This is a genomic window from Nocardioides albus, from assembly GCF_014648255.1.
GTDB classification, from domain to species: Bacteria; Actinomycetota; Actinomycetes; order Propionibacteriales; family Nocardioidaceae; genus Nocardioides; species Nocardioides albus.
Genome location: NZ_BMQT01000003.1, coordinates 298,031 through 311,751, shown reverse-complemented (window position 1 = coordinate 311,751; position 13,721 = coordinate 298,031). Strand labels below are relative to the sequence as shown.

The 13,721-nt window shown below is 69.3% G+C and carries 10 protein-coding genes and 2 tRNA genes; 10 read left to right on the top strand and 2 right to left on the bottom strand.

What is annotated here, in order from left to right; translation table 11 throughout:
• The first annotated feature begins 41 nt into the window (after positions 1-41).
• The 5 genes from IEY84_RS07715 to IEY84_RS07695 all read left to right on the top strand — a co-directional run bounded on the left by IEY84_RS07715 (position 42) and on the right by IEY84_RS07695 (position 4,889).
• Positions 42-1,088, top strand: a complete 1,047-nt coding sequence (locus tag IEY84_RS07715; RefSeq protein WP_183543956.1) for a YlbL family protein — start codon at positions 42-44, stop codon at positions 1,086-1,088.
• Positions 1,085-1,681, top strand: a complete 597-nt coding sequence (locus tag IEY84_RS07710; protein WP_183543955.1) for a PPA1309 family protein — start codon at positions 1,085-1,087, stop codon at positions 1,679-1,681. Before IEY84_RS07715 ends, IEY84_RS07710 begins: the two co-directional genes overlap by 4 nt.
• The gene (locus IEY84_RS07705) at positions 1,678-4,578 is read left to right on the top strand and encodes a UPF0182 family membrane protein (protein WP_183543953.1); all 2,901 of its coding nucleotides are present in this window, start codon (positions 1,678-1,680) and stop codon (positions 4,576-4,578) included. Before IEY84_RS07710 ends, IEY84_RS07705 begins: the two co-directional genes overlap by 4 nt.
• Before the next feature lie 78 nt (positions 4,579-4,656).
• Positions 4,657-4,730 (top strand) — tRNA-Met (locus tag IEY84_RS07700).
• 85 nt (positions 4,731-4,815) lie between these two features.
• A tRNA-Met gene (locus tag IEY84_RS07695) sits at positions 4,816-4,889 on the top strand.
• Positions 4,890-4,934: 45 nt separating this feature from the next.
• On the opposite strand, the gene IEY84_RS07690 is transcribed toward IEY84_RS07695, so the two are convergent.
• On the bottom strand, positions 4,935-5,900 hold the full coding sequence (locus IEY84_RS07690) for a GlxA family transcriptional regulator (protein ID WP_183543951.1): 966 nt from the start codon (positions 5,898-5,900) through the stop codon (positions 4,935-4,937).
• Positions 5,901-5,971: 71 nt separating this feature from the next.
• Here IEY84_RS07690 and IEY84_RS07685 point away from each other — a divergent pair, with 71 nt between their 5' ends.
• From IEY84_RS07685 to IEY84_RS07670, 4 genes are all read left to right on the top strand, one after another.
• On the top strand, positions 5,972-7,024 hold the full coding sequence (locus IEY84_RS07685; protein ID WP_183543949.1) for a saccharopine dehydrogenase family protein: 1,053 nt from the start codon (positions 5,972-5,974) through the stop codon (positions 7,022-7,024).
• Positions 7,025-7,115: 91 nt separating this feature from the next.
• Positions 7,116-8,339, top strand: coding sequence for a lipase family protein (locus IEY84_RS07680; RefSeq protein ID WP_183543947.1), 1,224 nt, complete (start codon positions 7,116-7,118; stop codon positions 8,337-8,339).
• 118 nt (positions 8,340-8,457) lie between these two features.
• Positions 8,458-9,111, top strand: a complete 654-nt coding sequence (locus tag IEY84_RS07675; protein ID WP_183543945.1) for an ATP-binding cassette domain-containing protein — start codon at positions 8,458-8,460, stop codon at positions 9,109-9,111.
• Positions 9,108-10,961: a YhgE/Pip domain-containing protein gene (locus IEY84_RS07670; RefSeq protein ID WP_183543943.1), complete on the top strand. Its 1,854-nt coding sequence runs from the start codon at positions 9,108-9,110 to the stop codon at positions 10,959-10,961. The genes IEY84_RS07675 and IEY84_RS07670 overlap by 4 nt, the downstream gene beginning before the upstream one ends.
• 80 nt (positions 10,962-11,041) lie before the next feature.
• Here the strand turns inward: IEY84_RS07670 and IEY84_RS07665 are convergent, their stop codons facing one another.
• A complete protein-coding gene (locus IEY84_RS07665) occupies positions 11,042-12,646 on the bottom strand; it encodes an amidase (RefSeq protein WP_183543941.1) in 1,605 nt (534 codons plus the stop codon).
• A gap of 293 nt (positions 12,647-12,939) precedes the next feature.
• Between IEY84_RS07665 and IEY84_RS07660 the strand changes: the two genes are divergently transcribed.
• Positions 12,940-13,710 carry an enoyl-CoA hydratase/isomerase family protein gene (locus IEY84_RS07660; protein ID WP_183543939.1) on the top strand — a complete coding sequence of 257 codons (771 nt, stop codon included), beginning with the start codon at positions 12,940-12,942 and terminating at the stop codon, positions 13,708-13,710.
• Positions 13,711-13,721: the final 11 nt, after the last annotated feature.

The window sequence follows — 13,721 nt, the reverse complement described above, 5'->3', positions numbered from 1 at the left end:
GCCCTCAGGGTGCACTTGGTCTCGAATGAGAAGGTGACGCTATGACGCAGCGCACCCTGGCGGGTCTCATCGCCCTGCCGCTCGTCGTCGCCCTGATCGTGATCGCCTGGGTGGTTCCGCTGCCTTACACGATCTACAGCCCTGGGCCGACGGTGAACGTCCTGGGCGAGTTCGACGGCAAAGACATCGTCCAGGTCGAGGGCCACAAGACCTACGACGACAAGGGACAGCTGCGGATGACCACTGTCTCCGAGACCACCCGCGAGGCCAGGCTCGGGCTGTGGACGCTGCTGGGCGCGTGGATGAGCGACACCGAGGCGGTCTACCCGCGCGAGGTCGCCTACCCGGACCAGGGCACCGTCGAGGACGACCGCGAGGCCGGGCAGGTGCAGATGGCCAGTGCCCAGGACGCGGCGATCGCGGCGGCGCTGACCAAGCTCGGTGAGGACGTCGACGAGGTCTCGGTCGCCGAGGTCGCCGAGGACGCGCCGGCCGCCGGCAAGCTGAAGGCCGACGACGTCGTCACCAAGGTCGGCGACACGGCGGTCGACACCCCTCAGGCGGTCGTCACCGAGGTGCAGAAGGTCGAGCCCGGCGACACGGTCGAGATGACCGTCGAGCGCGACGGCAAGACGCGCACCGAGACCGTCAAGACCGGGGAGAAGGACGGCAAGGCCTACATCGGCGTCTCGCTGGGAGCGACCTACGAGTTCCCCTACGACATCAAGATCACCCTCGACCCCGCCATCGGTGGACCGAGCGCCGGTCTGATGATGGCGCTCTCGGTCTACGACACCCTCACCGAGGACCCGCTGACCGACGGGAAGAAGGTCGCCGGCACCGGCACCATCGACGGTGACGGCAACGTCGGCCCGATCGGTGGGATCCAGCAGAAGATCCCGGGCGCGGCCGAGGACGGAGCCCAGCTCTTCCTGGTGCCCGCCGGCAACTGCCAAGACGTCGATGGCGCCGAGAACGGTGACATGCGCCTGACCCGTGTGGAGACTCTCGATGACGCCATCGAGGCCATCGAGACCTGGACCGAGGACCCCAATGCCAAGCTGCCGACCTGTGGGAGCACGAAGTGAACGACACCCCTGAGCCCACGCCCGAGCTCAGCCGCGGACTCGATCTGGAGACCGACCCCGCGCTGGCCACGGCCGTCCTCGAGATCGAAGCCCACGTCGCCGGCGAGGGCTGGGACGGACCGGCGAGGCTCTTCGCGCTCGTCGACACCGCCGCTCTGGTCGAGGCCGAGCCCGCGCTCGCCACGATGATGGGCCTGGACGCTCCCGACCAGGACGGCTCGCTGACCCCGATCGAGCAGGATCAGATCCCGGTGACGACCCAGCTGGAGGAGGTCCTCCAGACGACCGCCTGGCCCCGGGGCGTGACCGGCTGCGCCGCGGTCGTCGAGCGCCTGGTGCTGCCGCCCGACGCCGACGGCAAGATCCCCGAGGACGCCGAGGCGGCCGCAGAGTTCGCCAAGGCGCACCCCGACCGGCAAGAGGTACGCATCGTGGCCGGCGCGACACGTGCTGGTGCGACGTACTGTGCTCTGAGGTTGAAGGCGCACGACGATGACCAGTCGGTCATCGGCGGCGTCGACCTGGTTCCGGAGCTGCTCGAACTGCTGCGTGTCACTCTTGAGGAGACGCCGGACAATGAGGGTGACGCATGAGCTTGTTTGACGACGACGACCCGGCGCAGGCACCGGCCCGCACGCAGAGCACCGGCCGCAACCGCTGGCTGGCGATCGCGGCCGTCTCGGTCATCGTGCTCTTCTTCAGCGTCAGCGCCTTCGCGGCGATCTACACCGACGCGCTGTGGTACGACGCGATCGACTTCAGCAGCGTCTTCGGCACGGTCTTCTGGACGCGGGCAGCCCTCTTCGTCGTCTTCGGCGTGCTGATGGCGATCATGATCGGGCTGCCCGCGGCCCTCGCCTACCGCACCCGCCCGTACTTCCACCCGGCCGACGACATCGGCGGCCTGGACCGCTACCGCGACGCGATCGCCCCGATCCGTACGTGGCTGCTGATCGGCATCGCCGGCGTCTCGGGGATCTTCGCCGGCTTCTCCGGCGCGGGTCACTGGCGCACCTATCTGATGTGGCGCCATGGGCGCGACTTCGACAAGGTCGACGAGTTCTTCAAGAAGGACATCGGCTTCTACGTCTTCGACCTGCCGTGGTGGCACTACCTGGTCAACTTCGCCCTGACCGGGCTGATCCTCGGCACCATCGGCGCGATGATCGTCCACTACGTCTACGGCGGGATCCGGCTCACCGCGCAGCGCGACCGGTTCACCCGCTCGGCGCAGGTGCAGCTCAGCGCCATGCTCGGGCTGATCCTGCTGGTCAAGGGCCTCGACTACTGGGTCGACCGCTATGACCTGGTCAACGGGTCCGGGCCCCGCCTGGACGGGATGACCTACACCGACGAGCACGCGGTGCTCCCGGCCAACCAGATCCTGCTCGGGATCGCGGTGATCTGCGGGATCCTGTTCATCCTGAACATGTGGCGGCGCAGCTGGCAGCTGCCTTCGATCGCGATCTCGCTGTTCGCGATCTCGGTGCTGCTGATCGGGATGATCTGGCCTGCGGTCGTGCAGGGTTTCCAGGTCCGACCGAGCGAGCAGGACAAGGAGAAGCCCTACCTGGCGGCCAACATCAAGGCGACCCAGGACGCCTACGGGATCGCCAAGGACGACCTCGAGGTGACGGAGTACACCTCGCAGGCCGAGGCCGACGGCGCCTCGCCCGACGAGCTCGACGAGACGGCCTCCTCGCTGCCGATCGTCGACCCCACCGTCGTCCACCGCGAGTTCGAGCAGGTCCAGCAGGGCCGCTCCTACTACTCGGTGCACGAGCCGCTGGACATCTCCACCTACGAGGTCGGCGGCAAGGAGCGCGCGGTCGTTCTCGGCGTACGCGAGCTCAACCAGGCCGGCATCTCCGACTCCGACCGCACCTGGACCAACCTGCACACGGTCTACACCCACTCCAACGGGGTGATCGCCTCCTACGCCAACATGCGCGGCGCCGACGACAAGACCGAGTCGAACCAGATGCAGTGGGCGGAGGGGGACCGCACCGGCCAGCACGACCTGACCTCGGGTCAGGGCGAGTTCCAGGACAAGGTCTACTTCGGCGAGGACTCCCCGGACTACTCGATCGTCGGCAAGGCCGCCAAGAGCAAGGCGGTCGAGCTCGACTACAACTCCGAGGACGGCGAGACCCGGACGACGTACGAAGGCGCCGGTGGCGTCCCGATCGGGTCCAACTTCCGCCAGCTGATGTACGCCATCCAGTTCGGCTCCACCAACTTCCTGCTCTCCTCGCGGGTCACCGAGGACTCCCAGATCCTCTACGACCGCTCCCCGAAGGAGCGGGTCCAGAAGGTCGCGCCGTGGCTGACGCTGGACGACGACGTCTACCCGGTCGTCGTGGGCGGGCGGATCCAGTGGGTGGTCGACGGCTACACCACCACCGACCGCTACCCGCAGGCCGCGCGCGACTCGTTCGCCTCGATGACCGACGACGCCACCCAGACCTCCGCCGGGGTGCAGACGCTGCCGACCGACGAGATCAACTACATGCGCAACGCGGTGAAGGCGACCGTGGATGCCTACGACGGCACCGTCACCCTCTACGAGTGGGACGAGGCGGACCCGATCCTGCAGACGTGGGAGGCGGCCTTCCCCGGCACCGTGATGCCGAAGTCGTCGATCCCGAAGGAGCTGATGGAGCACCTTCGCTACCCCGAGGACCTCTACAAGGTGCAGCGCTACCAGCTGGCGCGCTACCACGTCTCCGACCCGGACGTCTTCTTCTCCGGCAACGAGCGCTGGGCCGTGCCCGAGGACCCCAACGACGACAACCACCAGCAGACGCCCTACCGGATGTTCCTCTCCGACAAGGAGGGCGCCGCTCGCTGGTCGCTCACCTCGACCTTCGTGCCCTACAACCGCCCCAACCTGGCGGCGATGATGTCGGTCGACTCGGACGCCACCTCGAAGAACTACGGAAAGATCCGGATCACCACCGGCTTCCCCGAGGACACCCAGGGTCCGGGCATGGTCTCCAACGAGTTCCGTACGGACAAGGCGATCGCCGACGAGGTCGCCTCGTTCAACCGCTCCGGATCGGCACCGGTCTGGGGTCAGGTGATCACCTACCCCACGGCGAAGGACGGCATCCTGTACGTCGAGCCGATCTACGCCCGCCGGGCGACCGCCTCCACCTCGGGCTATGCCCAGCTCGCCTTCGTGCTGGTCTCCTACGACGGTCGGGTCGGTTACGGCTCGACGTTGAGCGAGGCCTTGGAGGTCGCGCTCACCGGCGCCGCGCCGACGCCTCCGACGGCTTCCGATCCCGACGAGGAACCGACCGAGACCACCCCGCCTCCATCCGGTGACTCGCCGGGTGAGGTCGGCCAGCTCCTCGAGGACGCGCGCACCCTGTTCGCCCAGGCGGACCGGGCCGGCAAGTCCGGTGACTACGCCGAGCGTGAGCGGCTCATCGCCGAGGCCCAGGACAAGGTCGACCAGGCCGCCGACCTCATCTCAGGGGGCTGACGGCCACCGGTGGTCGAGCTTGTCGAGACCTCCCCGATTTGGGGTTCCCTTTCCCCGCGTGTAACGTTCTTCTTGCGACGCGGGGTGGAGCAGCTCGGTAGCTCGCTGGGCTCATAACCCAGAGGTCACAGGTTCAAATCCTGTCCCCGCTACTCCAAGACGAAGGCCCGGACCGAAAGGTCCGGGCCTTCGTGATTTCAGGGTTCGGCCCAGTTCGCGGTAGTGTTGTTCTTGCGACGCGGGGTGGAGCAGCTCGGTAGCTCGCTGGGCTCATAACCCAGAGGTCACAGGTTCAAATCCTGTCCCCGCTACTCCAAAGCGAAGGCCCGGACCGAAAGGTCCGGGCCTTCGTGATTTCAGGGCCCGAGCTGAGGGTCGCCGGTCAGCCGGAACGTCGTCCGGTACGCGGTGGGCGTGACGCTGAGCGCGCGGTGGAAGTGCCGGCGCAGGGTGGCGGCGGTGCCCATGCCGCAGCTGTTCGCGATCTGGTCGATGGAGGCATCGGTACGCTCGAGCAGCTCCTGAGCTCGGGCCAGTCGTTGCCGGTGGAGCCAGTGGAGCGGGCCGGTCTGCAGCTCCGTCTGCATCCGGCGGGCGAGCTGGCGAGGGCTGAGGTGGGCGTGCGTGGCGAGGTCGGCGACGGTGAGGGGCTGGTCGAGTCGAGCGCGGGCCCATTCCAGGGTTGGCGCGAGCCCGCCCGGGCTGCGTGGTGCCACGGGCGGGGTGATGAACTGAGCCTGTCCGCCCGTTCGGTGCGCGGGCACGACCATCCGCCTGGCCATGGCGTTCGCCACGGCAGCACCGTAGTCGCGGCGTACCAGGTGCAGGCAGAGGTCGAGCGCCGCACTCTTGCCCGCGGACGTGAGCACCTCGCCGTCCTCGACGTAGAGGATGTCGGGGCGTACGTCGATCTGGGGGTAGCGGCGGGCGAGTTCGTCGGCGTGCATCCAGTGAGTGGTGGCGACGCGGCCGTCGAGCACGCCCGCGGCCGCCAGTACGAACGCACCGGTGCACAGGGCGGCAAGCCGGGCGCCTCGGGCCTGGGCGGCGACGAGGGCGTCGACGAGCGACGGGTCGACTCCGTCGTCGAGCTCGTCGGCGGAGGGCACGAGGACGGTGTCGACGCGTGCGATCTCCGCATAACCGACGGTGCGCAGGTGGGGCAGCCAGGGGTGGGGAGCGCCGTCGGCAGTGCAGGCGACGATGTCGTACCACTCGTTTGCGGGGCCCTGGTCCGGGCGGTCGGCGCCGAAGATCTCGGAGGCGATCGCCACCTCGTAGAGCATCGCGGTGTCGTGCAGGACGAGGGCAATCCGGTGCATGTCGCAAACTGTACGGTGCATGTCGTTTCGGACACTCGTCTCGTCGCTCTGGCGGCGACAGGATCGACGGCATGAACATGAACGAGCGAGTCCTTGTCTATGGCGCCACCGGTCACACGGGGCGCTTTGTCGTCGACGAGCTGCTGCGCCGTGGGCTCGAGCCGGTTCTCGCCGGCCGTGACGCCGAGCGACTGGCCGCCGGTCCCGAGCGGTTCGCCGGCCTCGAGCGAAGGGTCGCCACGGTGGCAGACCCGGCCGACCTGCGGCGTACCCTCTTCGGGATCTCGGCGGTGGTCAACTGCGCGGGCCCGTTCCTCGACACCGCCCTCCCGCTCGCCGGGGCGGCAGTCGAGGCCGGCGCTCACTACCTCGATGTCACGGCCGAGCAGCCGGTCGTGCAGGCGCTGTACCGAGACCTCGACACGCCTGCCCGCGCCGCGAACGTGGCGGTCGTCCCGGCGATGGCCTTCTACGGCGGCCTTGCCGACCTGCTCGTCACAACCGTCCTCGAAGGGGGTTCGTACGCGGATGAGGTCGAGGTGGCGATCGGCCTGGACCGGTGGTGGCCGACTGCCGGGACGCGCGTCACCGGGGCGCGCAACACGGCGACCCGAATGGTCATCCGGGACGGCGTGCTGGCACCGCTCGAGAGTCCTGCGCCTTCCGGAGCGTGGACGTTCGACGAGCCGCTGGGGGAGCAGGCCGTCGTCCAGCTCCCGTTCTCCGAGGTGATCACGATCGACCGTCACCTGGAGGTGAAGGCGCTGCGGTCCCACCTCAACACCGGCTCGCTCGACGAGCTTCGCGACGCTGACACGCCGGCGCCGGAGGCTGTCGACCCTCAGGGCCGCTCGGCTCAGCGATTCTTCGTCGACGTGGTGGCTCGCAACGGCGACGACCTCCGTGGAGCGAGCGTGAGCGGTCGAGACATCTACGCCGTCAGTGCACCGATCGTCGTCGAGGGCGTCGCTCGTCTCCTGGACGGACGCCATCACGGGTCCGGTGCCTGTGCACCTGGTCAGGCGTTCGACGCCACCGACGTGCTGAAGGCGCTGCAGCAGGGCGGTGTGATCGAGATGCGGACGGAGGTGCGTCGCCCCGCAGCGGACTGCATACCCGGATGAGCCGCCCTAGTTGTGTTACATGTCTTGACGCGCCTGTTCTAGAAACGTAACATCACTGCGTTCGTCAACCATGAAGAAGGCTGGGCGCGTCATGAAGAGACTCCTCGTCGGAGGTGCGGTCCTCACGGCCGCACTCACCTCCGTGATCACTACGGCGTCGGCAGAGGCGCGCCCGGACCACGCGATGGCGAGTGCCCCGGTGGGTGGTGCTGCTGCAGTGGGGGAGGCCTTCTATCAGGCACCGGAGGAGCTCGTCGCTGGTCGCCACGGCAGCGTGATCCGGCATCGGCCGCTGCATGGCGACGCGGCGTACGACGGTGCCCGCAACTGGCTGGTCCTCTACCGGTCCGTCACGCCCCAGGGCGAGCCGGTCGCGGTCTCCGGCACCGTCGCCGTCCCGCGCGGCCGTGCGCCGGAGGGCGGTTGGCCGGTGATCTCCTGGCTGCACGGTACGACCGGGACCGCCGACGTCTGCGCGCCCTCTCGCGACGCCGCCGGACATCCGACCCACGACTACCTGCAGATCGTGCACGAGACGGTGCAGCGCTGGGTCGACCGTGGGTACGCCGTCGTCGCCACTGACTACCAGGGGCTGGGCACCGACGGTCCGCACAGCTACCTCGTCGGCGAGGCGGAGGGTCGCGCCGCGGCCGACATGGTGCGCGCGGCCCACCAGATGCCTGGCGCGCGCAGCAAGCTGAGCGCGGAATGGATTGCCGCAGGGCACTCCCAGGGCGGTCACGCTGCCGTGTTCGCCGCGGACGTCGCGCCGCGCTGGACGCCCGAGCTGCCCCTGACCGGCGTCATCGCGCTCGCGCCCGGCTCTCAGCTGAGCGGCTTCGTCCAGCAGATCCGCCACGTCCCGTTGCGGGGCATCACCGGGTTCCTGCCGCTCATCATCCGCGGCGTCGAGACCACCGGCGTGTCGAGCGATGGCCTGCTGACCTCCGAGGCCGCCGAGCTGATGAAGCATGCCGAGGACCGCTGTGTCGGTCAGCTCAACGCGCCCGACTCCTGGGGTGCGCTCAGCACCGACCAGGTGTTCCAGCCTGGTGCCGACTTCTCCGCCTTCGACCGGGCGATGGCCGACAATGAGCCGGGCCGGCTCGCGCCGGCGGTGCCGGTGTTCCTGGCCCAGGGCGATGGTGACACCACGGTGCTGCCGGCATGGACCCAGGCGCTGACGTCCCAGTTGAGGGCCAACGGCGTTGCGGTCACCTCCGAGACGTACGCCGGTGTCGACCACCGCGGCGTGGTCAACGCTTCGTACGACGACGCCACCGCGTGGCTCGACGGGGTCCGCGGCCAGGAGTGACCGGGCAAGGCTCGACGCGCCTCGTGCACTGACGCCGGGATGCGCCCGGATCTCCTCGAGTGCATCCAGATTGCTGTGTCTGACCGTCATCGGCGGCATTCGGTGACAGGGTTTGGCTATGAGCGAGGATGCGGTCGACGAGGAGACGACAACGCTGCGGGCCACCGGTGTGCGAGTGCGGCAAGGAGTTCGGGACCTGCTGCCGACCACGTCGGTGACACTGCGCGAGGGCGAGGTGGCAGTGGCTGTCGGCCCGCCGGGAGGAGGGCACACGTCGCTGGCGCTTGCGCTCGCCGGGCGGCTCCGGTTGGACGCGGGACGGGTGACCCTGGACGGGGACGCGACGCCCGGGGTCCTGCAGGCTGCGGTGGCGCTGGTCGACGTACCGGGGGTCTCCGAACCGGACGAGGTGGTGCCGTTCCGCACGATCCTCGGCGAGGAGCTCGCCATGGCGAGGCACAAGCCGAGTGCTGCGATCATCGACCACTGGCTGCGGAAGTACGACCTCCCCACCGACATCACCACGGAGGCGGTCCCACCAGGACCGCGCCTAGAGATCCTCGGGCGGATGGCATCGATGCGGCCCGGCACCCGCTTCCTCGTCCTCACCTATCCCGAGCGGCTCGGTCTGCCCGCCGAGGACTGGCTCGCCGTCGCGAACGACCTGGCCGGGGCCGCGCCCAAGCCCGGTGTTCTGGTCACCGCGAGCGCCGCGGTCGTCATCCCAGCCGGGGTCCGTACGTCCACCATCGGCCCGACGGAGGAAGCATGAACTCGCTGCGTATCGCTCTCACCGAGCTGCGCCGGATCACGGCCGGCCGTCTGGCCAAGCTCGTCATCGTCGCGCTCGTCCTCGTGCCCACGCTCTACGCCGGGCTCTACCTCTACGCAAACCACGATCCGTACGCTCACTTCGACGAGCTCCCGGCGGCGCTCGTCGTGGAGGACACCGGGGCCACCACGACCGAGGGCGAGGAGATCGACGCTGGGCGGGATGTCGCCGACAAGCTCTTGGACTCGGGGGACTTCGACTGGACGGAGACCTCTGCGGCCGAGGCGGAGACGGGCGTGCAGGAGGGCGACTACTACTTTGCGCTGCGGATCCCGGAGGGCTTCTCCCGGACGCTGACCGGAGCCGAGCGGCTCGACCCGAAGCAGGCGCAGATCCAGGTCATCACCAACGACGCCAACTCCTACCTCTCCACCACGATCGCGACCAACGTCACCGACAAGGTCCGCGACGCGATCGCCAGCGAGGTCTCCGAGCAGGCCGCGGCCAGCTTCCTGCTCGGCATCTCCGATCTCCGCTCGGGTCTGGTGAAGGCCGCCGACGGTGCCGCGAAGCTGGAGAAGGGCGCGGGTGCGCTCCGCGACGGGGCCGGGAAGCTGGCCACCGGGGCCGGCGACCTCGAGACAGGCCTGAACACCATCGAGGGCAAGGTCACCGACCTGCCCGCCAAGACGCGCGAGCTCGCCACCGGCGCCCGCAAGGTCGCCGACGCCAACGGCGAGATCGCCGCCACCGGGCAGCGGGCCGCGACCGCTGTCGACGATGCCGTCGCGGCGTACGAGTCGAACCGGGCAGACCTCGACGCCCGCCTGGAGGCGCAGGGACTGGACGAGCAGCAGCGCGCCGAGGTGCTCGCCATCTACGACCGCGGGTCCGCCCCGCTCGACCGTGTCGACCAGCGTGTCGGCGACGTCTCAGGCCAGCTGGACCAGCTCGCGACCGGCGCAGACCAGGTCGCCGACGGCAACGAGCAGCTCGCCGACGCGATGCCAGATCTCGTCGCGGGGATCTCCAAGGCCGCAGACGGTGCCGGCGACCTCCGCACGGGGGCGACCCAGCTGCGTGACGGCGCCGACAAGCTCACGACAGGTGCCGGCGACCTGAAGAAGGGCTTGCAGGACGGTGCCGAGCAGGCGCCTGCCACCAACGAGGAGCTGCGCGACCGGATCGCCTCGACCATCGCCGACCCGGTCGCCATCGAATCGGTCTCCGAGGCGAAGGCGTCCTCCTACGGGGCCGGTCTGGCGCCGTTCTTCCTCGCCCTGGGCGCATGGATCGGCGGATACGTCCTCTTCCTCCTCGTCCGGCCGATCTCGACCCGCGCGCTGGCCGCCAACCAGACTCCGATCCGGGTGGCGCTGGGAGGCTGGCTCACCCCGGCGCTCATCGGCGCCGCGCAGATGGTCGTCGTGCTCGTGGTCGTCGGTCTGGCCGTCGACATCACGCCGGTGAACTGGCTCGGCACGTTGGGCTTCCTGCTGCTCACCTCCGCGACCTTCATCGCGATCGTGCACATGCTCAACGCACTCCTCGGCGCGCCTGGCCAGTTCCTCGGCCTGGTCCTGATGGTGGTCCAGCTCGTCACCGCCGGCGGCACGTTCCCCTGGCAGACGATCCCCGAGCCGCTGCACGGGCTCCACCACATCCTGCCGATGAGCTATGCCGTCGACGGGCTGCGCCAGCTGATGTACGGCGGGCTCTCGGGACGGGTCGTCGCCGACGCACTGGTCCTCGCCGCGTTCCTCGTCGGTGCTCTGTTGCTGACGAGCGTCGGCGCTCGTCGACAACGGGTCTGGACGCCGAAGCGGGTGCGTCCCGAGATCGTGCTGTGAGCGCGGCCGTTCTTCGGAAAGAGGCTGCGATCACGGTATTTCTCGAGACGCTCCCCGCCGCGGCGCGGTAGAGGTGTGCCTCAGCGCAGTGCCGGCGGAAGCACCCGGTCGATCCAGCGAGCCTGTTTCTCGTACGCGTGCGCCAGCTGAAGCACGGCCCGGTCGCCGTTGTCGGGGCCGATGATCTGGACCCCCGTCGGGAGTCCACGGGAATCGAAGCCGACGGGCACGTTGGCGACGGGGTGGCCGGTCATCGTCCAGGGCGCCACGGTCTCCATCCAGCGGTGGTAGGTGTCCATCGGGCGGCCATCGATCGAGTCTGGCCAGTGCACGTTCTTGTCGAACGGGAACACCTGGGCGGTGGGGGCGAGGATGTAGTCGTACGTCTCGAACATCGCGGCCACCGCGGCGTACCAGGCGGTCCGGGCCTCGGCGGCCTGCGTGATGTCGCGGGCGGAGAGCTCCATGCCGTGCTCGATCTCCCAGATGAGCTCGGGCTTCATGAGCTCGCGCTTCTTCGGGTCGTCGTAGAGCGGCGCGTTGCCGAGCATGCTCCACCACCGCCACTTCAAGAAGAGCTGCCAGATCTTGGCTGGGTCGTAGCCGGGCAGCGTACGTTCGACGGTGCAGCCGAGCCCCTCGAAGACCTCGAAGGACGACTCCACCAGGTCGAGCACGCCGGGCTCGGTCGCCAGGTAACCGTCCCAGTCGCCGACGTAGGCGATCCGGGTGCCGCGGAAGTCGCGGTCGAGGCGTTTGGTGAACACCGCCGGGTCCTCCTCGATCGCCAGCGGCGCGCTCGGGGCAGGTCCGGCCATCGTCGAGAGCAGCATCGACACGTCGGCCGCGGTCCGGCCCATCGGACCGGTGACGGCCCCTTGGGCAACGAAGCCCGCGGCGGGAACCCGGCCCCACGAGGGGCGGAAGCCGACAACGTTGCAGAACGCCGCCGGGTTGCGCAGGGACCCCATGTAGTCGCTGCCGTCCGCGACGGGCAGCATCCGCAGGGCCAGAGCCGAGGCGGCTCCGCCACTGCTGCCGCCAGCTGTCCGCGAGGTGTCGTACGGGGTCGCCGTCGCTCCGTAGACCGGGTTGTAGGTCTGCGACCCCAGACCGAACTCGGGAGTGTTGGTCTTGCCGATCACGATTGCGCCGGCAGCCTTGACCCGCTGGACGAAAAGGTCGTCGGTCTCGGCGATCCGATCCTTGAAGATCGGGGAGCCCGAGGTGAACCGGATGCCCTTCGCCGCCGAGAGGTCCTTCACAGCATGGGGGAAACCGTGCATCCAGCCCAGGTACTCGCCGCGGCGCAGCTGGGCGTCCCGCTCCCGCGCCTCCGCCACCAGGATCGAGCGGTCGCGTAGTCCGACGATCGCATTGACGCTCGGGTTGTGCCGCTCGATGTGATCCAGGTAGGTCTCCATGACCTCGACGCAGCTGACCTTGCGTCGCTTGATCAGGGCGGAGAGCGTGAGCGCGTCGTACATCACCAGCTCGCTCAGGTCGGCCGGTCGACGGGCGTCGCCGACGGTGAGAGCGGCCTGCGGGGTTGCGGCTCCGGCTGCCGTCGCGCGTCCGAGCGTCGCCGCTCCGGTGAGGGCGGCTGCGCCGGCGACGACGCTGCGTCGGGTGAGACCGCTGTTGTGGGTCGTGGTGCTCGAGGGGTGTTCCGACGGGTAGGTCATCGTGGGTGGCCTTTCGAGAGTCGGGGGAGCCGATCGCCCGGGCGGTGGCGGCGCGATCGAGAAGGGCCCGGTACGGAGCGAGACCGGCGGGACTTTCAAGGTATTGCTGGCTCAGTGGCCTAGTCAATAGGCATATGTGCCAATCTGCACGACAACCACGGCTCGACGGGATCGCCCTCGGGTTGGCGCGGTGGTCGGCTGAACGGTTGGGGGAAGACACCGGCGCAGGGGCATCCTCTAGGTTGGTGACCGCGTCGCGAGGCGCCCTTTTCCCCGAACGGATAGGCGATTCCATGAACATGAACGAGCCAGGTGTCGCTCTGAGCATCGACGGTGTGGTGGCGACAGTGCTGCTGGACCGTCCGGACGTACGCAACGCGCAGCATCCCGCGATGTGGGCAGCGATCGCGGAGTTCCTCGAGTCGCTTCCAGCAGAGGTGAGGGTCGTGGTCGTGCGGGGGTCCGGCGGCACGTTCTCTGCCGGGCTGGACCTGTCGCTGGTCGACCCGCGCCAGACCGAGGTGGCCGGAAGCCTGGTCGAGACGCTGGCGCGGAGCGATCAGGAGGTCATCGACCTGATCGGGGAGTATCAGCGGCCGTTCGCGGCGCTGGCCGACCCGAGGTTCATCTCGATCGCCGTCGTCGAGGGGTACGCGATCGGCGCCGGTTTCCAGATGGCGCTGGCGTGCGACCTGCGGATCATGGCCGACGACGCCTGGGTCTGTATGAAGGAGCCTGCGCTGGGGCTGGTTCCCGACCTGGCCGGCACCAAGCCGCTGGTCGATGCCGTGGGTTACTCGCGGGCGCTCGAGATCTGTGCCACCGCGCGCAAGGTGGGCGCTGAGGAGGCCGGGCGGATCGGGCTCGCGCAGAGCGTCGTGCCGGCGGCCGAGCTGGACTCCACGCTCACCGGCCTGGTCGGGTCGCTCGTCGCCCACGACGCGACTGCGGTGCGGCGTACGCAGGAACTCTTGGCGGCCGCCTCGAGCCGGAGCCTCGACGAGCAGCGTCTCGCCGAGCGCACCGCCCAAGTGGGCCGGCTCCGCGCCGTGCTCGGGCGCTGAGTCAGCGCCCG